This window comes from Nocardioides marmoriginsengisoli (assembly GCF_003725695.1).
GTDB lineage: Bacteria > Actinomycetota > Actinomycetes > Propionibacteriales > Nocardioidaceae > Marmoricola > Marmoricola marmoriginsengisoli.
On record NZ_RJSE01000007.1, the window covers coordinates 474,552 to 495,360 of the forward strand.

The window sequence follows — 20,809 nt, forward strand, 5'->3', positions numbered from 1 at the left end:
TGGGGGTTCTGGAAAGCTCCGAACGGCCCGTGCTTGTCGTGGGGTCTCTGCCCCCCGGACGTCGAGCTTGTCGAGACGTGGTGACCTACGCGCTGTCTGGCCCGCCCCCGGACGTCGAGCTTGTCGAGACGCCCTGACCTACGCGCATCCTGGCCCTCCCCAGTCGGACGTCGAGCCTGTCGAGACGCGGTGACGTGCGCGCAGCCTGGCCCGCCCTCCGGACGTCGAGCTTGTCGAGGCGTGGTGACGGGTTCGGGGACTCCGTGCAAACGAGAACGGCCCCGACCGGTTGGTCGGGGCCGTTCTCATGGGTGCATCTCTTTACTTGCCCAACCCCAACCAGGAGAGGATCGAGTTCAGCGTGTTCGGGATGACTGACGCTGCGTCGTTCGGGGTCATGCCCTCGACTCGGTTCGCGCACTTGTTCTTCGCGCCGGTGAGCAACCCGAGCGGGTCCGGGATCTTGGCGAACTGGCTGTTGCAGAAGTTCAGCGCCTCGGCCAGGGAGTTCAGGGTGTCGACGACCGGCTGGGTGACGCCGGTGACGACCTCGTTGAGGGTGTCGGTGACGCCCGTCAGCGGGTTGGTCGGCACGGTCGGCTTGGTCGGGGTCTCGCCGCCGTTGCCGGGGTTCTCGGTGCCGGGGTTCGACGTACCGGGCTTCGGCTTGGTCGGGGTGACCGGGGTGACCGTCTTGGCCGGCTTGTTCGGGTGCGCCTTGCGGGTCTTGATGGCCGAGGAGTAGCTCGGGGTGAAGACGGTGCCGCCGTAGGTCCCGGACGGGATGGCGCTGTAGTCGCCCTGGCTGTAGGCCTCCATGATCCGCAGCACCAGGTCGACGTACGCGCGGCTGTGGTTGTAGCGGAAGACCGCGGCCTCCTGGCCGGTGCGGGACGACAGGTCGTCGGCGCCGGAGCAGAGGTAGACGCCGGTCGCCAGCGAGGCGTCGTCGATGTCCTGCGGGTTGCGCTCGCCGTCACCGTCGGCGTCGACCTTGACCGACGACCAGGTCGACGGGATGAACTGCATCGGGCCGACGGCGCGGTCGTAGACGGTGTCCTTGTCGAGCTGGCCGCCGTCGGTGTCCACGATCGCCTGGGTGCCGTTCTTGCCGTTCAGCTGCGGGCCGTAGATGCCGGGGCTGCTGATGCCGTCGCTGCCGAGGATGTTGCCGCCGTACTGGCCGTGGTCGGACTCGACGCGACCGATCGCGGCGAGCAGCTCCCACGGGACGTTGCAGGTGGTGTCGGCAGCGTTGATGATCTGGGATCCGCGCTGGTAGGCGGACAGGGCCGCGGACGGGATGCCGCTGGTGGACGCACCGGCGACGACCGAGTCGGCGGTGCCGTCGGGGACGCTGGGCGCGATCGCGCCGGGGATCGGCACGCTGGCCGGAGCCTTGATCGCCTCGCTGGGCACGGCCGCGCCGTCGGGGAGCGGGGTGCTGTCGGTGCGGGCGGCGTCGGCACTGTTGACGCCGACGAGACTCAAGGTCCAGGCGGCCGAGAGCATGGCGAGCGGAACGAGCGTCACTGCCTTGCCCTTACGGCTGTTCATGATTGCGGCCATCGTGGTGAGTCTCCCTGGTCTAAAAGGTCCGATTGCGATAAATCGGACGCCACCCTCTCCAACGATTATCCCCCAAAGGGGTCACGGCGGGCCATTTCTCTTTTTTTCGGACAGGTTCGGCGGGGTGCGTGTCTAGGAGACGGACCTCCCCGGAATTCATGAGGCGGGTTCGGTAAGAAACTTCCTTAGCCGAATTTCAGGCCCGCCCGCGCCGTTCCTGGACGGGACGATTCGCCCGGCTGCGGGGCGGTCGGGGAGAATGCGCGGGTGCCTACTACCTCCGAGCAATGGTTCGCGCGTGCCCGTGCCGTCACGCCCGGAGGGGTCAACTCGCCGGTCCGCGCGTTCGCGGCCGTCGGCGGCACCCCGCGCTTCATGGAGTCCGGCGCCGGTGCCTGGCTGACCGACGTGGACGGCCGGTCCTACGTGGACCTGGTCTGCTCGTGGGGACCGATGCTTCTGGGCCACGCGCACCCGGAGGTGCTGGCCGAGGTCGGTGCCGCGATCGCCCGCGGCACCTCGTTCGGTACGCCGACGACCACCGAGGTCGAGCTCGCCGAGGAGATCGTCCGGCGGACGCCGATCGACCGGGTCCGGCTGGTCAGCTCGGGCACCGAGGCGACGATGTCGGCGATCCGGCTCGCGCGCGGCTTCACCGGCCGCGACGTCGTGGTGAAGTTCGCAGGCTGCTACCACGGCCACGTGGACTCGCTGCTGGCCCAGGCCGGTTCGGGCCTGGCGACCCTGGGCGTCAGCAGTACGCCGGGCGTCCCCGCCTCCTCGGCCGCCCAGACGATCGTGCTGCCCTACAACGACCGGGCCGCGGTCGAGGCCGCGTTCGCCGAGCACGGGGACGCGATCGCCTGCCTGATCACCGAGGCCTCGCCCGGCAACATGGGCGTGGTGCCGCCGGAGCCCGGCTTCAACGCGTTCCTCGCCGAGACCTGCACGCGGCACGGAGCGCTGTTCATCTCCGACGAGGTGATGACCGGGTTCCGGGTCTCCGCCCGCGGCCAGTGGGGCGTCGACGGCGCGGTCGAGGGCTGGGTCCCGGACCTGATGACCTTCGGCAAGGTGATGGGCGGCGGGTTCCCGGCCGCCGCGTTCGGCGGCCGCACCGACGTGATGGCGATGCTGTCGCCGGAGGGCCCGGTCTACCAGGCCGGCACGCTCTCGGGGAACCCGATCGCGACGGCCGCCGGTCTGGCAACGCTCCGGCTGGCCGACGACGCCGTCTACGCCCGGGTCGACGAGGTCGCGGCGACCATCTCCGCCGCTGCCGCCGAGGCGCTGACGCGAGCCGGGGCGCCGTACCGGCTGCAGAGCAACGGCAACATGTTCTCGATCTTCTTCGGCGACGCCGTGGCCGGGTCCGCGGTCCGTGACTACGTCGGCGCGCAGGCCCAGGACTCCGAGGCCTTCAAGGCCTTCTTCCACGCGATGCTCGACGCCGGTGTCTACCTGCCGCCGAGTGCCTTCGAGTCGTGGTTCGTCTCCGCGGCGCACGACGACCGCGCCGTCCAGCAGGTGCTGGACGCCCTGCCGGTCGCCGCTGCCGCGGCGGCTGCCGTCTCCACCAGCACGACGTCCGGGGAGGACACCGCATGACCACGACGATCGTCCACGTGCTCCGCCACGGCGAGGTCTACAACCCGGAGGGCATCCTCTACGGGCGGGCGCCGAACTTCCACCTCTCCGACCGCGGCATCGCGATGGCGGAGCGGGTCGCCGAGCGCACCGCCGACCGGGACATCACCTACGTGGTCGCCTCCCCGCTCGAGCGCGCCCAGGAGACCGCCGGACCGATCGCGAAGGCGCACGGGCTGGAGATCGCCACCGACGAGCGGGTCATCGAGTCGACCAACATCTTCGAGGGCAAGCCGTTCTCGGTCGGTGACGGCGTGCTGCGCCGGCCGTCCGCGTGGAAGTACCTGTGGAACCCGTTCAAGCCCTCCTGGGGCGAGCCGTACGCCGAGGTTGCGGCCCGGATGTGGGCGGCGGTCGAGGACGCCCGGGACGCCGCCCGCGGGCACGAGGCGGTGGTGGTCTCGCACCAGCTGCCGATCTGGATCTGCCGGCTGCACGCCGAGAAGCGCCGCTTCCTGCACGACCCGCGCAAGCGCCAGTGCACCCTGGCCAGCCTGACCTCGTTCACCTTCGAGGGCGACGAGCTGGTCTCGGTGGGCTACTCCGAACCGGCCGGCGACATGATCCCCGAGGCCGAGCGCAAGGCGGCGTTCTCGTCGGGAACCGGGTTCGTGACCGGTGCCGTCACCGAGCCGAACGACCTGAGCGCCCAGCCCGGCTCGCAGGCGCCCGCCCGCAGCGCCGACAGCGAGAGCTCCGACTGACCATGCGCCGTCCCCGTTCCGTCGTCGTGCTGCTCGCGGTGGCCTTCGCCTTGCTGACCGCCGGCTGCGGCGTCGGCTTCGACGGTCTCGACGCGACCGGTGACAAGGGGTACATCGACGGCGAGGGCGTGATCACCCGGCTGCCGGTCGGCGAGCGGGTCAAGCCCGGCGAGGTCAGCGGGACCACGTTGGACGGCGAGGAGGTCTCCCTGTCGTCGTACGCCGGCAAGGTGATCGTGATCAACGTCTGGGGCTCGTGGTGCCCGCCGTGCCGGGCCGAGGCCGACGAGCTGGCCGCAGCCGCCAACGAGGTGATGCCGAAGGGCGTGGTCTTCCTCGGCATCAACACCCGCGACACCAGCGCCGACAACGCCCGTGCCTTCGAGCGCGCGCAGAAGGTGCCGTACCCCTCGATCTACGACCCGGGCGGGGAGAACCTGCTGGCCTTCCACCGCACCCTCAGTCCGAACTCGATCCCGAGCACCGTGATCATCGACAAGCAGGGCCGGGTCGCCGCGAGCGTGATGGGCCAGGTCACCAGCGCGCGCACGCTGGTCGACCTGATCGAGGACGTGAGCAAGTGACGGCCCTCTCGATCGGGACCTGGTTCCAGGAGACCGCGCTCAACGGCTCGCTCGTGCTGGCCGTCCCGGTCGCGCTGGTCGCCGGCCTGGTCTCCTTCTTCAGCCCGTGCGTGGTGCCGCTGCTGCCGGGCTACCTCTCGTACACGACGGGGCTCTCCGGGGCCGACCTGGAGTCGGCCCGGCGCGGCCGGATGCTGGCCGGCTCGTTGCTGTTCATCGGCGGGTTCTCGTTCGTCTTCATCTCCTACGGGCTGACCTTCGGCGCGGTCGGGAGCTGGCTGCACGAGTACCAGCGGCCGATCACGGTGGTCCTTGGCTCCTTCACGATCCTGCTCGGCGTCGTCTTCCTCGGTGCCGTTCCGTGGATGCAGCGCGACTGGCGCTTCCACCGGGTCCCGGCGGTCGGGCTCGCGGCAGCGCCGATGCTCGGCGTCCTCTTCGGGCTGGGCTGGACGCCCTGCATCGGGCCGACCCTGGGTGCCATCAACGCGCTGGCCTACAACGAGGCGAGCGCCGGGCGCGGAGCGCTGCTGAGCCTGATCTTCTCGTTCGGTCTCGGGCTGCCGTTCGTGATCGCCGCGATCGCGTACCGGCGCACCCTCGGCGCGATCGGCTGGGTCCGCCGGCACCAGGCCTGGATCACCCGGATCGGCGGCCTGATGCTGATCGTCGTCGGCCTGCTGCTCGTCACCGGCTGGTGGGACGTCCTGGTGGACGAGCTGCGGTCCTCCGTCATCGTCGGCTTCACCCCGAGCGTCTGATGAGCGAATCCCCGGACGAGCGCCCCGACGACGCGCAGTACGAGAACGCGCGCGACCGCGCCGCGACGGTGGCACCACTGGCCCCGCGGGAGTTCCTGCGCTGGACCTGGCGCCAGCTCACCTCGATGCGCACCGCGCTGATCCTGCTCTTCCTGCTCGCCCTGGGCGCGGTCCCCGGCTCGGTGGTGCCGCAGAACGCCGTCGACTCGCTGGCCGCGGCGCGGTGGCGCGACCAGCACCCGTCGCTGACCCCGATCTACGAGAAGCTCGGGATGTTCAACGTCTACAGCTCGCCGTGGTTCTCGGCGATCTACATCCTGCTGATGGTCTCGCTGGTCGGCTGCATCCTGCCGCGGACGCGGGTCTACCTGCGCGCGATGCGGGCCCGGCCGCCGAAGGCGCCGCGCAACCTGGCCCGGCTGCCGGAGCACCGGACGTTCACCACCGACCAGGAGCCCGACGAGGTCCTGCGGCACGCCCGCGCGGCGCTCCGCGGCTACCGGGTCGACCTGGCCGGACCGGTCGACGGCACCGGCTCGATCGCGGCCGAGCGCGGCTACCTGCGCGAGGCCGGCAACCTGCTCTTCCACGTCTCGGTGCTGGTCGTGCTGGTCGGCTTCGCGGTCGGCTCGCTGCTCGGCTACAAGGGCGGGGTGCTGGTGGTCACCGGCGGTCAGTTCGCCAACGTCTCCAGCCAGTACGACGAGTTCACCCCGGGCAGCCTGTTCAGCGTGGGCAGCCTGGAGCCGTTCTCGTTCAAGGTGACCGACTTCGACGTCACCTTCGACACCGGCAAGCGCAACTTCGGGCTGGCCACCGACTTCTCGGCCGGGCTGTCCTACAAGTCGTCGCCGAACGGCGAGGTGAAGACCGCGCGGATCTCGGTCAACCACCCGCTCTCGATCGACGGCACCAAGGTCTTCCTGATCGGCCACGGCTACGCACCCGACATCACCGTGCGCGACACCGAGGGCAACGTCGAGTACTCCGGTCCGGTGATCTTCCTGCCGGAGGACACCATGTTCCGGTCCTCCGGAGTGATCAAGGTGCCGGACGCCTCGCCGAAGCAGCTCGGCTTCCGCGGCGAGTTCTACCCGACGACCGGCTTCTCGATGGAGACCGGACCGACCTCGGTCTTCCCGGACGCCAAGCTGCCGCTGCTCTCGATGCAGGTCTACGCCGGCGACCTCGGTCTCGACGACGGCATCCCGCAGTCGGTGTACGCGCTGAACACCGACAACATGAAGCCGGTGCAGAAGGACGGCAAGGACTTCCGCGTCGACCTCGCTCCCGGCAAGGGCATCATCAAGTCGGACGGCTCGCTGATCCCGAGCACGGTGACGCTGCCGGACGGCCTGGGCACCATCACGTTCAACGGGGTCAGCCGGTTCGTGAAGCTGCAGATCAGCAAGAACCCGGCCGACGGGGTGGCACTCGCGGGCGTCGTGCTCGCGCTGCTCGGTCTGCTGGGCTCGCTCTTCATCAAGCCCCGCCGGATCTGGGTCTCGGCCCGCCGGGAAGGCGGGCGTACTGTCGTCGAGGTCGCCGGGCTGGATCGCTCGGCCGGTGGTGACCTCTCCGGCGTGGTCGACGACCTCGCCGGGAAATTGGAGAACCGGATGTCGGAGGACAAGGCATGAGCCACGCCCAGTTCGAGGTGCTCAGCAACCAGGCCGTGGCGATCTGCGGGGCGTTCTACTTCATCGCCCTGCTCGCCCACCTCGCCGAGTGGGCGGCGGGACGCAACGTGCCGCTGGACGCCGACGCGGCTGCCGACGCGGCTGCCGTCTCTGGCACCGCCTCCGCAGGCACCGCCTCCGCCGGTTCCGCGGACACCCTGGTCGCGGTCCAGGAGTCGACCGAGAAGATGGAGCGGTTCGCGCGCTGGGGCCTGGTCGCGACCGGGGTCGCCGCCGGGGTGCACCTGGTCGCCGTGGTGGCGCGCGGACTGGCCGCGGACCCGATCCGGGTGCCCTGGGGCAACATGTACGAGTTCACCCTGACCGCGTCCCTGGTCGTGACGATCGGCTACCTGGCGCTGTACCGGAGGTTCAAGCTCGCCTGGCTCTCGCCCGTGGTCACCGGCTTCCTGCTGGTGGTCCTGATGCTCGACGCGCTGCTGCTCTACGACCCGGTCTTCAAGCTCCGCGACGCCCTGCAGTCGCCGTGGCTGGTGATCCACGTGATCGCGGCGATCATCGCGACCGGTGCCTTCACCCTCGGCGGGATGGCGTCGGTGCTCTACCTGATCAAGGAGCGCTGGCTCCGGAACCAGGGCGATCCCGACCGGACGCCGCGTCGGGTCGGCTACCTGGACCGGGTCCCGGGGCTCGTCCAGCTGGACCGGTTCTCCTACCGGGTGCACGCGTTCGCGTTCCCGATCTGGACCTTCGCCGCGCTGATCGCCGGGCCGATCTGGGCCGAGGCGGCCTGGGGCCGCTACTGGGGCTGGGACCCGAAGGAGGTCTGGGCGTTCATCACCTGGGTCGTCTACGCGGCGTACCTGCACGCCCGGGCGACCGCGGGCTGGAAGGGCCGCGCGGCGGCGATCATCGCGATCATCGGCCTGCTGACGCTGTGGTTCAACTTCGTCGGGATCAACTTCTTCTTCGGATCGGGCAGCCAGCACTCCTACGCGTAGGTCGCCGATCCGGTAGCGCGCGGGGCCGGGAGGCCCTACCGTCGTCCTCGGGGAGTAGTGCCGCGTGGGGCGGCACGCCGACTTCTGGAGCACGCCCATGAACCTCCGCAGGTACGTCTCGCTCACCCTCGCCGCCGCCCTCGCCGCGGCCGGTGCCGCCCTGGCGGTCGCGCCCACGAGCACGGCTCTCCCGGCAGCACGGTCCGGCATCGTCCCGGCGGGCTGCGGACCGGTCGTGACCCAGGCGGCCCGGGCTGCCGACGTGGCGCGGCTGTCGCCGTCCTTGTTCCGGACCGCGATCCAGCGCAACGCCACGACCGTCCCCGATCTCGAGACCCGGGCGGCGACGGACCCGACGCTCTGGCTCGACCGGTGCGCGCGGGCCTACTACGCCGAGAAGGTCGCGACACCCGCGCAGGTCGCTCTCGCCGAGGAGGGGATGGGCGCGGTCGCCTCGGCCCCCGGTACGGCGTTCAGCAGCGTGCCGCTCGACCAGACGCTGACGCTGAACTCGAAGCCCGGCTCGAACCGGACCATCTACCTCGACTTCACCGGCGGCACCGTGACCGGCACCATCTGGAACTACTCCTACGGCGAGGTCTACGGTGCCCCGATCGTCTGGGAGCCGTACTCGATCGACGGTGACCTGAGCACGTTCTCGGACGCGGAGCTCACCGAGATGCAGAAGGTGTGGCAGGTGGTCGCCGAGGACTACGCGCCCTTCGACGTGAACGTCACCACCCAGTACCCCGGCGAGGCCGCGATCCAGCGGACGAGCTCGGCGGACGCGGCCTACGGGACCCGGGTCGCGATCACCAACGGCGGCCCGATCCGCGACAAGTGCCGCTGCGGCGGGATCGCGTACGTCGGCTCGTTCGACGACGTCGGCACCAGCCACGACGGCCTCCAGCCGATCTGGGTCTTCTCCAACGGCACCACCAAGAACGGCAAGTACGTGGGCGAGGCGGCGGCGCACGAGGCCGGCCACACCCTCGGGCTCAACCACGACGGCACCTCGGGGGTCGACGGCGTCGAGTACTACTCGGGCTCGGACCCGTGGGCGCCGATCATGGGCTCCAGCTACACCCAGCCGCTCTCGCAGTGGTCGCACGGCCAGTACCCGCGCGCCAACAACGCCGAGGACGACGTCGCCAAGATCGCGGCGATGACGCCCTTCCGCACCGACGAGGACAAGTCCGGTCCGGTGCCGCTGGCGAACGGGCAGAGCCTCGACGGCATCGTCTCCCGCTCGACGGACACCGACTCCTACACCGTCACCGCGGCGGGGACCGTGACGATCACGGTCGACAACGCGGGCCCGTTCCCGGATCTCGACGTGCTGCTCAAGGTGACCAAGGGGAGCTCCGTCGTCGCCACCTCCAACCCGCCGACGGTCCGGTTGTCGGCGTACCAGGCGAGCGGGACGAACGCTTCGGTCACCTTCACCACCCCGGCCGCCGGGGCGACGTACAAGGTGACCGTGCAGGGCGCCGGCCAGGGCATCCGGACGTCTCCCGGCAGCTACACGAACTACGGCTCGCTCGGGGCCTACCGGATCAGCCTGGGGGTCACGCCGCCGGTGCTTCCGCCGCCGGTGACGGTGGCCGCTCAGTCGGCCTCCGGGTCGGTCGGTGCGGCGTTGTCGCAGCAGCTGGTCGCGGGTGGTGGCACCGGTGCCTACACCTGGACCAAGGCTGCGGGCACGCTGCCTTCGGGGGTGAGCCTGAGCAAGACCGGGCTGCTGTCCGGGAAGCCGTACAAGGCGGGGACCTACACCTTCACGGCGAAGGCGACCAGCGGTGCGCAGAGCGGGACGGGCTCGGTGACGATCACGGTCGGCCCCGCCCTCGCCTGGGGCACCGCGGCGACGCTGCCGAAGGGCAAGGTCGGGACGCCGTACGCCGTGTCGATCGCCGTCACCGGTGGCACCCCCGGCTACACCTGGGCGCTGGCGAGCGGCAAGCTGCCGCAGGGATTGTCCCTGTCGAGCGGCGGCACGATCAGCGGTACGCCGACCAAGTCCGGGTACGCGTCGTTCACCCTCAAGGTGACCGATGCGTCCGGGAAGGTGATCAGCAGGACGTTCTACCTCAGCGTCGGAGCCTGAGGCCGGCCGCCGTCGAAAGTCTCAATCCCGTGGCGCGCGAGGTCGCCAGGGCCTAGCCTTCGACCCCGGGGGTAGTGCCGCGTGGGGCGGCACGTCGACGTCTGGAGCACGCCCATGAACCGCCGCAGGTACGTCTCGCTCGCCATCGCCGGAGCCCTCGCCGCCACCGGAGCCGCGCTAGCGGTCACGCCGACGAGCACGGCCCTCCCGGCGGCGCCGAGCGCCGTGGCGCCGGCGGGCTGCGGCCCGGTCCTGGGCAAGCCCGCCCGTGCGCTCGACGTGGCACGTCTCACTCCGTCGGTGTTCCGGGCCGCGGTCCAGCGCAATGCGGCCGACGTCCCCGACCTCGGCACCCGCGCGGTGTCGGACACCTCGCTCTGGCTCGACCCGTGCGGCCGCGTCCTCTACTCGGAGCCGCGCGCGACGCCGGCCGAGAACAGGCTGGCGGCCACCTCGATGGGCCCGGTCGCGACACCGGCCGTCGAGGCGATCCCGCTCGACCAGACCTTCGCGCTCAGCTCGAAGCCCGGTGCCAACCGCACCATCTACCTCGACTTCCGCGGCGGCACGGTCACCAGCAGCAACTGGAACTACTACTACTCGAGCAACGCGCCGATCAGCTACGAGCCGTTCTCGATCGACGCGGACGTCAGCACGAACTTCTCCGACGCGGAGCTCACCGAGATCCAGAAGGCATGGCAGGTGGTCGCGGAGGACTACGCGCCGTTCGACGTCAACGTCACCACCGCCTACCCGGGCGAGGCGGCGATCAAGCGGACCGACACCAACGACCAGGCCTACGGGACGCGGGCGGTGATCACCAACGGCGGTCTGGTGTACGACAGGTGCCGTTGCGGCGGCCTCGCCTACACGAACGCCTGGAAGTACGCCGGCAGCGCGCACGCCGGCAGCCAGCCGGCCTGGATCTTCAGCAAGGGCGCCACCACGAACGGCAAGTACCTCGGCGAGGCGGCCTCCCACGAGGTCGGGCACCAGTTCGGCCTGCTGCACGACGGTCAGAAGAGCGGCGGCGACTACTACCGCGGCTCGGACCCGTGGGCGCCGATCATGGGCACCAGCTACTACCAGCCGGTGTCGCAGTGGTCGCGCGGGTCGTACCCCGACGCGAACAACAAGCAGGACGACGTCGCGCTCATCGCCGCCGGGGCGCCGTACCGGGTCGACGAGGACAAGGGTGGTGCGATCACGCTGGCGAATGGTCAGACCCGCGACGGCATCGTGGCGCGGGCGACGGACGTCGACTCCTACACCTTCACCGCGGCCGGGACCGTGACCGTGACGGTCGACAACGGCAGCCCGTTCCCCGACCTCGACGTCCAGCTCAAGGTGACGAACGGCTTCACCACGGTGGCGACCGCGAACCCGCCGACGACCTGGCTGTCCGAGGTCGAGGCGGGCGGGATGAACGCGTCGGTCACCTTCACCACGCCGCCCGCCGGCGGGACCTACAAGGTGATCGTGCAGGGCGGCGGCCAGGGCGCCGCCTCCCAGCCGGGCAGCTACTCGAACTACGGCTCCGTCGGCACCTACCGGATCAGCCTGGGGGTCACGCCGCCGGTGCTTCCGCCGCCGGTGACGGTGGCCGCTCAGTCGGCCTCCGGGTCGGTCGGTGCGGCGTTGTCGCAGCAGCTGGTCGCGGGTGGAGGTACCGGTGCCTACACCTGGACTAAGGCTGCGGGCACGCTGCCTTCGGGGGTGAGCCTGAGCAAGACCGGGCTGCTGTCCGGGAAGCCGTACAAGGCCGGGACGTACACGTTCACCGCGAAGGCGACCAGCGGATCCCAGAGCGCGACCGGCACGGTGTCGATCACCGTCGGGCCGGCACTGAGCTGGTTGACGGCCTCGGCGCTGCCGAAGGGCAAGGTCGGGACGCCGTACGCCGTCACGCTCGTCGCCACCGGGGGCAAGCCGGGCTACGGGTGGGCGCTGGCGAGCGGCAAGCTGCCGCTGGGGTTGTCCCTGTCGAGCGGCGGCACGATCAGCGGTACGCCGACCAAGACCGGCTTCTCCTCGTTCACCGTGAAGGTGACCGATGCGTCCGGGAAGGTGATCAGCCGGACGTTCTCCCTCAGCGTCGGAGCCTGAGCCAGGACCGACCCCGCGGGCAGGTCCTAGGAGGCGAGCGCCTTCTCGATGTCGGCCTCGAACTTGTCGACCGTGGTGGTCGGGGCGTAGCGCTCGATCACCTTGCCGTCACGGCCGATCAGGAACTTCGTGAAGTTCCACTTGATCATGCCGAGCACGCCGCCCTGCTCGCTCTTCATCCACTTGTAGAGCGGGTGCGCGTCCTTGCCGTTGACGTCGATCTTCTCGAACATCGGGAAGGTGACGCCGTAGTTCTTGGTGCAGAACTCGCCGATCTCCTCCGCGGTGCCCGGGTCCTGGGAGGCGAACTGGTTGCACGGGAAGCCGAGGATGACCAGGCCCTGGTCGGCGTACTTCTCGTAGAGCGCCTCCAGGCCCTCGAACTGCGGGGTCAGACCGCACTTAGAGGCGGTGTTGACGACCAGGACGACCTTGCCGGCGTACGCCGCGAGATCCTGCTCCTGGCCGGTCAGGGTGTTGGCGCTGAAGTCACTCAGGGTGGTCATGGGTCTCCTGGGAGGTGGGGTCGGGCGTGGGGTCGGGCTTCGGGGCCGGGTCCGGGCGCGAGCGGCGGGCGTCACGGTCGAGGTCGCGGAGGAACGCCTCGTCGTCGTCGGGTCCGACCGGTCCGCGCGGGAGCGGGCGTGCCGGTCCGGCGGCGCCTCCGGAGTTCCTGCGGTCGATCGCCCAGAAGACGCCGTACAGCGCGGCGGCGAGGAGCAGCAGGACGAGCACGAACCTGATCACGATGCCAGCCTATAGAGCGGACGGGAATATCCTGTCCGTTGTGAAGCATTTCGTGGTCTACACCGTCCTCCGGATCGCCCTGTTCATCGCCTGCTGGGCGGTGGTCGCGGGCATCGCCACGCTGATCTTCGGCGCCTCGACCCAGGTCGGGGTCTGGTCGTTCGTGATCGGGGCGGTGCTCTCCTCGCTGCTGTCGCTCCGGCTGCTCGAGGGTCCGCGGGAGCGGTTCGCGCAGAGCGTCGAGGCGCGGGCATCCCGGGCCAGCGCCCGGTTCGAGGAGCTGAAGACGTCCGAGGACTCGGACTGACGTCGTGGAGGCCAGCGACGACGGCTGCTGCCGGACCGCCGAAGCCGAGGGTGACCGGACCTGGCTGCACGAGGCGATCCGCCGGGTCGAGGCCGACGCCAACCGCTCGGCCGACACCCACCTGCACGTCTTCGGACTGCCGCCGTCCTGGGGGATCGACCTCTACCTGAAGGACGAGTCCGTCCACCCGACCGGGTCGCTGAAGCACCGACTGGCGCGCTCGCTCTTCCTCTACGGCCTCTGCAACGGCTGGATCCGGGAGGGCTCCACGATCACCGAGGCGTCCTCGGGGTCGACGGCCGTCTCCGAGGCCTACTTCGCCCGGCTGCTGGGGCTGCCGTTCGTCGCGGTGATGCCGGCGACCACCTCGCCGGAGAAGATCGCGCTGATCGAGTTCCACGGCGGTCGCTGCCACCTGGTCGAGGACGCCGGCGCCATCTACGACGAGGCCCGCCGGATCGCGGCCGAGACCGGAGGCCACTACCTCGACCAGTTCACCTACGCCGAGCGGGCCACCGACTGGCGCGGCAACAACAACATCGCCGAGTCGATCTTCGACCAGCTCTCCGCCGAGCGGCACCCGATCCCGGCGTGGGTCGTCGTCGGCGCCGGCACCGGAGGCACGTCGGCCACCATCGGCCGGTACGTCCGCTACCAGCGGCACGACACCCGGGTCTGCGTGGTCGACCCGGAGAACTCGGCGTTCTTCGAGGGCTGGACGAGCGGCGATCCGTCGTACGAGACCGGGATCGGTTCGCGGATCGAGGGGATCGGCCGGCCGCGGGTGGAGCCGTCGTTCCTGCCGTCGGTGGTGGACGCGATGGTCTCGGTGCCCGACGCCGCCTCGATCGCGGCGATGCGCTGGACCTCGCGGATCACCGGCCGCTCGGTCGGCGGATCCACCGGGACCGCGATGTGGGGAGCCTTGCGGCTCGTCGCCCAGATGCACGCCGCGGGCGAGACCGGCTCGGTGGTGACGCTGCTCTGCGACGGCGGCGAGCGGTACGCGCACACCTACTACGACGACGCCTGGCTGGCCGAGCACGACCTCGACATCGCGCCGTACCTGGCGACCCTGGAGAACTTCTACGAAACCGGCCGGTGGACCGAGCCCACCTCGGACGTCGAGACGCCCTGACGCGCCCGCAGCTCGCGTTTCGGACGTCGAGCCTGTCGAGACGTCCTGACGCGCCCGCAGTCTCAGCGCCCGATCAGTAGTCCCGCGAAGATCCCGGCGGCGTACAGCAGCTCGCCGACGCCGGTGAGCTGGAGGACCGGGATCAGCCCCGGTCCGGTGGCGCGCTCCTTCAGCACGATCAGCTCGGCGCGCAGCAGCGGCACGAACCCGAGGAAGCCGAGGCAGGCCCACCAGGTGGTGTGCGCGGCGAGCGCGAACAGCACCGCGAAGGCGGTCGAGGTCAGCAGCACGTAGAAGATCCGGGTACGGCGGTCGCCGAGCTTCACCGCCAGCGTCCGCTTGCCGGCGATCGCGTCGGTGGGGATGTCGCGCAGGTTGTTCGCCACCAGGATGGCGCAGGCGATCGCGCCGACGCCGACCGCCGGCCACCAGGCGGCTCCGGGGATGTCCTCGAGCTGCACGTACACGGTGCCCAGGACGGCGACCAGCCCGAAGAAGACGAACACCATCACCTCGCCGAGCCCGAGGTACCCGTACGGCTTCTTCCCGCCGGTGTAGTACCAGGCCGCCAGGATGCTGACCACACCGACCAGCACCAGCCACCAGGAGGTGCTCACCGCGAGCGCGAGACCGGCGACCGCGGCACCGCCGAACGCAAGGAAGGCGGCGGCCTTGACCGCATCCGGCTTGGCCAGTCCGGAGCCGACCAGCCGCAGCGGTCCGACCCGGTCGTCGTCGGTGCCGCGGATCCCGTCGGAGTAGTCGTTGGCGTAGTTCACGCCCACCTGGAGCAGCAGCGAGACCAGCAGCGCCAGCCCGGCCTTCCACCAGACGGCCTCGTCGACGTACGCCGCGATGCCGGTGCCGGCGAGGACCGGCGCGACCGCCGCGGGCAGGGTGCGCGGGCGGGCGCCTTCGATCCACTGTGCAGTTGTGGGCATGGGGGGATTCTGTCAGGGAACCGGCTCGCTAGCCTCGGGGGTGTGAGCAGTCTGTGGCCCGTGTCCGGCGACGCCGAGGGGATCCTCGCGCTGTTGCGGGACTGGGACGCCGCCGAGGACCCGGCTCCGATGGTGATCGAGACCTCCGGGTCGACCGGGCGGCCGAAGCGGGTGATGTTGTCGCGCGACGCGATGCGGGCCTCGGCGCTGGCGACCCAGGAGCGTCTCGGCGGGCCGGGGCAGTGGGTGCTGAATCTGCCGCCGACGTACGTCGCCGGGGTGCAGGTGCTGTACCGGAGCGTGGTGGCGGGGACGGAGCCGGTGGTCTTCGAGGAGTGGGACGACTTCGAGTCGGTCTGGCGCCGGATGGACGCCGACCGCCGTTACGTCTCGCTGGTCCCGACTCAGCTCCACCGCCAGCTCAAGGACGGCTTCGACGTCCAGGACCTGTCGCGGTTCACCCGGATCCTGGTCGGAGGTGGGCCGCTCGATCCGGCGGTTCGCGCCGAGGCCGAGACGATGCAGCTCGCGATCGTGCAGACCTACGGAATGTCCGAGACCTGCGGCGGCTGCGTGTACGACGGCGTCCCGCTCGACGGGGTCGAGATCCGGATCGAGGACGACGGCCAGGTACTGCTGCGCGGGCCGATGCTCTTCGACGGCTACCAGGACGAGCCCGAGCGCACGGAGGCTGCTTTCCGCGACGGGTGGCTGATCACCCACGACCTCGGGCACTGGGCCGAGGACGGACGCCTGCGGATCGACGGACGTACCGACGACATGATCATCAGCGGCGGTGTGAAGGTGCCTGCTCAGGCGGTGGCCGCGATGATCGCCGTCGACGACGGGGTCCTCGACGTCGTGGTGGTCGGGGTCCCGGACCCCGAGTGGGGGGAGCGGGTGGTCGCGGTCGTCGAGCCGAACGACCCGATCACGCTGGCGGACCTGCGCGACGCCGTCGAGCCGCGTTCCTGGGCCCCACGTCAGCTGGTCCTGGTCCAGGAGATCCCCCGCCTCCCCAACGGCAAGCCCGACCGGCTCGCCCTGAAGCGGCTGGCGACCGATGGCTGACCTCTACACCTACTCCCTCGCGCTGACGACGCGCTTCCGCGGCATCGACGTCCGCGAGGGGATGCTGCTGCGCGGCGACGCCGGCTGGGGCGAGTTCAGCCCGTTCCTCGAGTACGACGCCGCCACCTCCGCGCCCTGGTTGGCCGCCGCCCGCGAGGCTGCCGACGTCGGCTGGCCGGAGCCGCGGCGGACCAGCATCCCGGTCAACGTCACCGTGCCGGCCTGCTCTCCCGAGCGCGCCCGGGAGATCGTGCTGGCGTCGAACGGGTGCCGGACTGCGAAGGTGAAGGTGGCCGAGCCGGGTCAGTCGCTTGCCGAGGACCAGGCCCGGTTGGAGGCGGTCCGGGACGCGCTCGGACCCGAAGGACTGATCCGGATCGACGCCAACGGCGGCTGGTCGGCCGAGGACGCGATCGCGGCGATCCCGGTGCTGGACCGCGCCGCTGGCGGGCTCGAGTACGTCGAGCAGCCGTCGCCGAGCGTGCACGACCTGGCCGCCGTACGCCGGAAGGTCGGGGTGCCGATCGCCGCCGACGAGTCGATCCGCCGCGCGGAGGACCCCTACCTGGTGCGCGACCTCGACGCCGCCGACATCGCCGTGCTCAAGGTGCAGCCGCTCGGCGGGGTGCGTGCGTGCCTGCGGATCGCCGAGGACATCGGGCTTCCGGTGGTGGTGAGCAGCGCCCTGGAGACGAGCGTGGGGATCGCGGCCGGGCTCGCGCTCGCGGCGGCGCTGCCGTCGCTGGATCATGCATGCGGTCTGGCCACCGTGCAGCTGCTGGCCGCCGACGTGGTCGCGCCCCCGTTGCTCCCGGTCGCGGGCGAGCTCCCGGTGATCCGCCCCGAGGTCGACCTGACCGCGCTCGCGACCTGGTCGGCCGGCCCGGAACGCGACGCGCACTGGCGTGCCCGGATCGCCGAGGTTGCCGGACTCGGGCAGGATCAGTCCTCGTGACCTCCCAGAACGCGACCGAGCTCGCGCGCGCCTGCGTCGAGGCGCTGATCGGCGTCGGCGTGCGCCACGCCGTGCTGGCGCCCGGCTCCCGCAACGCGCCGCTCTCCTTCGCCCTGGCCGACGCGGCTGCCACCGGCGCGCTCGCCCTGCACACCCGGATCGACGAGCGCACCGGGGCCTTCCTCGCGCTCGGGATCGCCAAGACCTCCCGAGTGCCGGTCGCGATCGTGACCACGTCGGGCACGGCCGCCGCGAACCTGCACCCCGCGATGATGGAGGCCGCGCACGCCGGCATCCCGCTGATCGCGGTCACCGCGGACCGGCCGGAGTGGCTGCGCGGGACGCTGGCCAACCAGACCACCGACCAGGTCGGGATCTTCGGCACCGCGGCGGCCTCCGCGGTCGACGTCGTCGAGCCCGACGACCTCCGGTTCGGCCTGGTCGGACTCGGCGAGGGTCCCGTGCACCTGAACGTCCAGTTCGACGAGCCGCTGCTGCCCGAGGACGTCTTCGTGCCGACCGCGACCGCGCCCGAGCGGGAGCCCTGGGTCCGCGGGACGCCGTACCCGCTGGAGCAGGGCCGGGCCACCGTGGTGGTCGCCGGCGACGACACCGGCCCGGGGCCGCGGGTGCTCGCCGAGGCCGCCGGCTGGCCGCTGCTCGCCGAGCCCAGCAGCGGCGCGCGCAACGGGCCGAACGTGATCCGCAGCTACCGGCTGCTGCTCGGCACCGAGCTCGGTCAGCGGATCGAGCGCGCCATCGTGTACGGCGCCCCGACCCTGTCGCGGCCGGTGCAACGGCTGCTCGCCCGTGACGGCATCGAGGTGATCTCGCGCCGGGCCCGCGGGCGCTGGGCCGAGCGCCCGCACCCCGTCGTCGTCGAGTACGACGGCCCGTTCGAGGTCGAGTCGCAGGCCGACCCGGCCTGGCTGGCGGCGTGGCAGGAGGCGGACCGGTCGCTCTCCGGCCGGATCGATGCGCTGGTGGCGAGCGAGCCCGGCCTGACGCCGTACGAGGTCGCCGGGGCGGTGCACCGCGCGGTGCCGGCCGAGGGCCTGCTGCACATCGGGGCGAGCAACCCGATCCGCGACCTGGACCTGATGGCCGGCGCCTACCCGGTGGGCGAGCGGCGGCTGATCATCGCGAACCGCGGCCTGGCCGGGATCGACGGGACCGTCTCGACCGCGATCGGCGCCGTCCTCGGCCGGCCGCACACTGCGCGCGCGATCCTGTACGTCGGCGACGTGACCTTCCTGCACGACCTCACCGGCCTGGTGATCGGCCCGGTCGAGGAACGTCCCGACCTGACGATCGTGGTCGCCAACGACGACGGCGGCTCGATCTTCGCGACCCTGGAGCAGGGCGCCGCGCCGTACGGGGATCGCTTCGAGAAGCTCTTCGGGACGCCGCACGGGGTCGACCTCGCCTCGCTCTGCAACGGTCTGCGGGTGCCGCACTGGAAGGTCGACAACCTCGGCGAGCTCGAGCACGCCCTGGCCAGCCCGAACAGCGGGATCGAGGTCGTCGAGGCGACGCTGCGCCGCGACAACCGGCGGGACCTGGATGCGCGGATCCGCGGGCTGGCCGGATAGGAAGGCCGTGATCCCGCAGGTCGCTCGATAGGCTCCGCGGGTGGACCTCGTCGTCACCCTCGTCTCCCTGGTCGCTGCCGTCCTCGCGACCACGGCCGTCTGCGCCCGGCTCAACCTGTCCTCGCCGCTGACCCTGATCGCGGTCGGCATCATCGGGTCGTTCCTGCCGTTCATCCCGGACGTGGAGCTGCACCCGGAGGTGGTCCTCCTCGGTCTGCTGCCGCCGCTGCTCTACGCGGCCTCCCTGCAGACCTCGCTGGTCGACTTCAACGCCAACCGGCGCTCGATCCTGCTGCTCTCGGTCGGCCTGGTGGCGTTCACCACCGCCGGGGTCGGGGTGCTGGTGCACGCCCTGCTCCCGGACGTCGGCTGGGCCGGAGCCTTCGCGATCGGCGCCGTCGTGGCACCCCCGGACGCGATTGCGGCGACCGCCATCGGCCGGCGGATCGGACTGCCGCGCCGGATCGTCACGATCCTGGAGGGGGAGTCGCTGCTCAACGACGCGACCGCCCTGGTCGCGCTACGCACGGCACTGGCCGCCGCTATCGGCGTGGTCACCTGGCAGGAGATCGCCGAGGACTTCGGCCGCGCAGCCGGCGGGGGGCTGCTGATCGGGCTGCTCTTCTTCGTCGTGATCGGCTACATCCGCAAGCACGTCACCGACCCGGTCTTCGACAGCGGGCTCTCGTTCGTGACCCCGTTCGCGGCGTACGTCACCGCCGAGGAGATCCACGCATCCGGCGTGATCAGCGTCGTCGTCGCGGGGCTACTGCTCGGTCACAAGGCACCGATCATCCAGACCGCGCAGTCCCGGATCGCGGAGCGGATGAACTGGCGCAGCATCGCCTTCCTGCTGGAGAGCTCGGTCTTCCTGCTCATCGGCCTGCAGGCACGGACGATCATCACCGACGCCGGTGACGACGACCTGAGCGGCGGCAGGATCGCGCTGATCTGCGCCCTCACCCTGGTCGCCGTGATCGTGCTGCGGGTGGTCTGGGTCTTCGCCGCCCGCTACCTGATCGTGCGCCCGTCCGCCGACGGCCAGACCGGGCAGAAGCCGCCGTGGACCTACACCCTGCTGCTCGGCTGGGCCGGGATGCGCGGCGTGGTGACCCTGGCGGCGGCGTTCATCATCCCCACCTCGATGCCGCACCGCGAGGTGCTGCTGCTGATCGCGTTCACGGTCACCGCGGGCACGCTCTTCCTCCAGGGGATGACGCTGCCGTGGCTGGCGAAGCGGTTGCGGGTGCCGTCCCCGGACCCGACCGCGGACGCGCTGTCCCGCGCGAACCTGCTGCACCAGGCCTCCCAGGCCGGGCTCGCCGCGCTGGACTGCCTGGACGAGGAGGACCCGCACGAAGTCAGCGAAACCATCCGGGAGCGGGTCCGCAACCGGGACTACGCTGCCTGGGAGCGGGTCGGCGCGGCCCAGGCGGAGACGCCGAGCGAGATCTACGCCCGCCGCAGGCAGGTCATGATCGAGGCCGAGCGGGCCCGGGTCCTGGAGATCAGGTCGACCGGGACGGTGGCCCACGAGGTGGTGGAAGAGGTGCTGGCGATGCTCGATGTCGAGGAGTCGATGCTCGACTACTCCGAACGGGAACGCGAACGCGTCAAGGCTTCCGGTACGCCGATCGCGTTCGAGGGCGACTGCGACGACCTGAGGCTGCCCCGGCCGCCGGTCGAGCCGGACACCCCCGGCGAGTGCGGGGAATGCGTCCGGATGGGGTCGGCCTGGGTGCACCTGCGGATGTGCCTGGTCTGCGGCCACATCGGCTGCTGCGACTCGTCCCCGCAGAAGCACGCCACCGGCCACTTCCACAGCACCGGCCACGAGGTGATGCGCTCCGCCGAACCCGGTGAGACCTGGCGCTGGTGCTTCGTCCACGAGCTCACCGGTTGAAGGGGCCCGAAGAACCGCCGAGTAGGCCGTAGTTTG

Annotated in this window: 18 protein-coding genes; 14 read left to right on the forward strand and 4 right to left on the reverse strand. The window is 71.1% G+C overall.

Features of this window, described 5'->3' with window-relative positions; translation table 11 throughout:
- Nucleotides 1–321: 321 nt before the first annotated feature.
- Nucleotides 322–1,569, reverse strand: a complete 1,248-nt coding sequence (locus EFK50_RS10860; protein WP_123227573.1) for a lytic transglycosylase domain-containing protein — start codon at nt 1,567–1,569, stop codon at nt 322–324.
- A 267-nt stretch (nt 1,570–1,836) separates the two neighbouring features.
- Between EFK50_RS10860 and hemL the strand changes: the two genes are divergently transcribed.
- The 8 genes from hemL to EFK50_RS10900 all read left to right on the forward strand — a co-directional run bounded on the left by hemL (nt 1,837) and on the right by EFK50_RS10900 (nt 12,119).
- Complete coding sequence (gene hemL, locus EFK50_RS10865) at nt 1,837–3,177, forward strand: glutamate-1-semialdehyde 2,1-aminomutase (RefSeq protein ID WP_123227574.1); 1,341 nt, start codon at nt 1,837–1,839, stop codon at nt 3,175–3,177.
- Nucleotides 3,174–3,920, forward strand: a complete 747-nt coding sequence (locus tag EFK50_RS10870; protein WP_123227575.1) for a histidine phosphatase family protein — start codon at nt 3,174–3,176, stop codon at nt 3,918–3,920. Before hemL ends, EFK50_RS10870 begins: the two co-directional genes overlap by 4 nt.
- Nucleotides 3,921–3,922: 2 nt before the next feature.
- Nucleotides 3,923–4,504: a TlpA family protein disulfide reductase gene (locus EFK50_RS10875; RefSeq protein WP_123227576.1), complete on the forward strand. Its 582-nt coding sequence runs from the start codon at nt 3,923–3,925 to the stop codon at nt 4,502–4,504.
- Entirely contained in the window at nt 4,501–5,265 is a 765-nt protein-coding gene (locus EFK50_RS10880; RefSeq protein WP_221177354.1) for a cytochrome c biogenesis CcdA family protein, read from the forward strand. Before EFK50_RS10875 ends, EFK50_RS10880 begins: the two co-directional genes overlap by 4 nt.
- Complete coding sequence (gene resB / locus EFK50_RS10885) at nt 5,265–6,905, forward strand: cytochrome c biogenesis protein ResB (protein ID WP_123227577.1); 1,641 nt, start codon at nt 5,265–5,267, stop codon at nt 6,903–6,905. Before EFK50_RS10880 ends, resB begins: the two co-directional genes overlap by 1 nt.
- Nucleotides 6,902–7,906, forward strand: coding sequence for a c-type cytochrome biogenesis protein CcsB (ccsB, locus tag EFK50_RS10890; protein ID WP_123227578.1), 1,005 nt, complete (start codon nt 6,902–6,904; stop codon nt 7,904–7,906). The genes resB and ccsB overlap by 4 nt, the downstream gene beginning before the upstream one ends.
- Nucleotides 7,907–8,003: 97 nt before the next feature.
- On the forward strand, nt 8,004–10,013 hold the full coding sequence (locus EFK50_RS10895; RefSeq protein WP_123227579.1) for a putative Ig domain-containing protein: 2,010 nt from the start codon (nt 8,004–8,006) through the stop codon (nt 10,011–10,013).
- 114 nt (nt 10,014–10,127) lie between these two features.
- Complete coding sequence (locus tag EFK50_RS10900) at nt 10,128–12,119, forward strand: putative Ig domain-containing protein (RefSeq protein WP_123227580.1); 1,992 nt, start codon at nt 10,128–10,130, stop codon at nt 12,117–12,119.
- 26 nt (nt 12,120–12,145) lie between these two features.
- Here the strand turns inward: EFK50_RS10900 and EFK50_RS10905 are convergent, their stop codons facing one another.
- Together EFK50_RS10905 and EFK50_RS10910 are read right to left on the reverse strand one after the other, a co-directional pair.
- Nucleotides 12,146–12,625, reverse strand: coding sequence for a glutathione peroxidase (locus EFK50_RS10905; RefSeq protein WP_123227581.1), 480 nt, complete (start codon nt 12,623–12,625; stop codon nt 12,146–12,148).
- Nucleotides 12,609–12,866 (reverse strand): hypothetical protein, encoded by a 258-nt coding sequence (locus EFK50_RS10910; RefSeq protein ID WP_123227582.1) that lies wholly within the window; start codon nt 12,864–12,866, stop codon nt 12,609–12,611. The genes EFK50_RS10905 and EFK50_RS10910 overlap by 17 nt, the downstream gene beginning before the upstream one ends.
- Before the next feature lie 40 nt (nt 12,867–12,906).
- Here EFK50_RS10910 and EFK50_RS10915 point away from each other — a divergent pair, with 40 nt between their 5' ends.
- Complete coding sequence (locus EFK50_RS10915; RefSeq protein WP_183407767.1) at nt 12,907–13,173, forward strand: DUF4229 domain-containing protein; 267 nt, start codon at nt 12,907–12,909, stop codon at nt 13,171–13,173.
- A 4-nt stretch (nt 13,174–13,177) separates the two neighbouring features.
- A complete protein-coding gene (gene cds1 / locus EFK50_RS10920; RefSeq protein WP_246004124.1) occupies nt 13,178–14,311 on the forward strand; it encodes an L-cysteine desulfhydrase Cds1 in 1,134 nt (377 codons plus the stop codon).
- A gap of 62 nt (nt 14,312–14,373) precedes the next feature.
- Here the strand turns inward: cds1 and EFK50_RS10925 are convergent, their stop codons facing one another.
- Complete coding sequence (locus EFK50_RS10925) at nt 14,374–15,252, reverse strand: 1,4-dihydroxy-2-naphthoate polyprenyltransferase (protein WP_123227584.1); 879 nt, start codon at nt 15,250–15,252, stop codon at nt 14,374–14,376.
- 42 nt (nt 15,253–15,294) lie between these two features.
- Here EFK50_RS10925 and EFK50_RS10930 point away from each other — a divergent pair, with 42 nt between their 5' ends.
- From EFK50_RS10930 to EFK50_RS10945, 4 genes are read left to right on the forward strand one after another with little or no spacing between them, the layout of a single operon-like run.
- Nucleotides 15,295–16,323: an AMP-binding protein gene (locus tag EFK50_RS10930; protein WP_246004125.1), complete on the forward strand. Its 1,029-nt coding sequence runs from the start codon at nt 15,295–15,297 to the stop codon at nt 16,321–16,323.
- Nucleotides 16,316–17,278, forward strand: a complete 963-nt coding sequence (locus EFK50_RS10935; protein ID WP_123227585.1) for an o-succinylbenzoate synthase — start codon at nt 16,316–16,318, stop codon at nt 17,276–17,278. Before EFK50_RS10930 ends, EFK50_RS10935 begins: the two co-directional genes overlap by 8 nt.
- Nucleotides 17,275–18,870, forward strand: coding sequence for a 2-succinyl-5-enolpyruvyl-6-hydroxy-3-cyclohexene-1-carboxylic-acid synthase (menD, locus tag EFK50_RS10940; protein WP_123227586.1), 1,596 nt, complete (start codon nt 17,275–17,277; stop codon nt 18,868–18,870). Before EFK50_RS10935 ends, menD begins: the two co-directional genes overlap by 4 nt.
- A gap of 40 nt (nt 18,871–18,910) precedes the next feature.
- Nucleotides 18,911–20,773, forward strand: coding sequence for a Na+/H+ antiporter (locus EFK50_RS10945; protein ID WP_123227587.1), 1,863 nt, complete (start codon nt 18,911–18,913; stop codon nt 20,771–20,773).
- Nucleotides 20,774–20,809 lie beyond the last annotated feature (36 nt).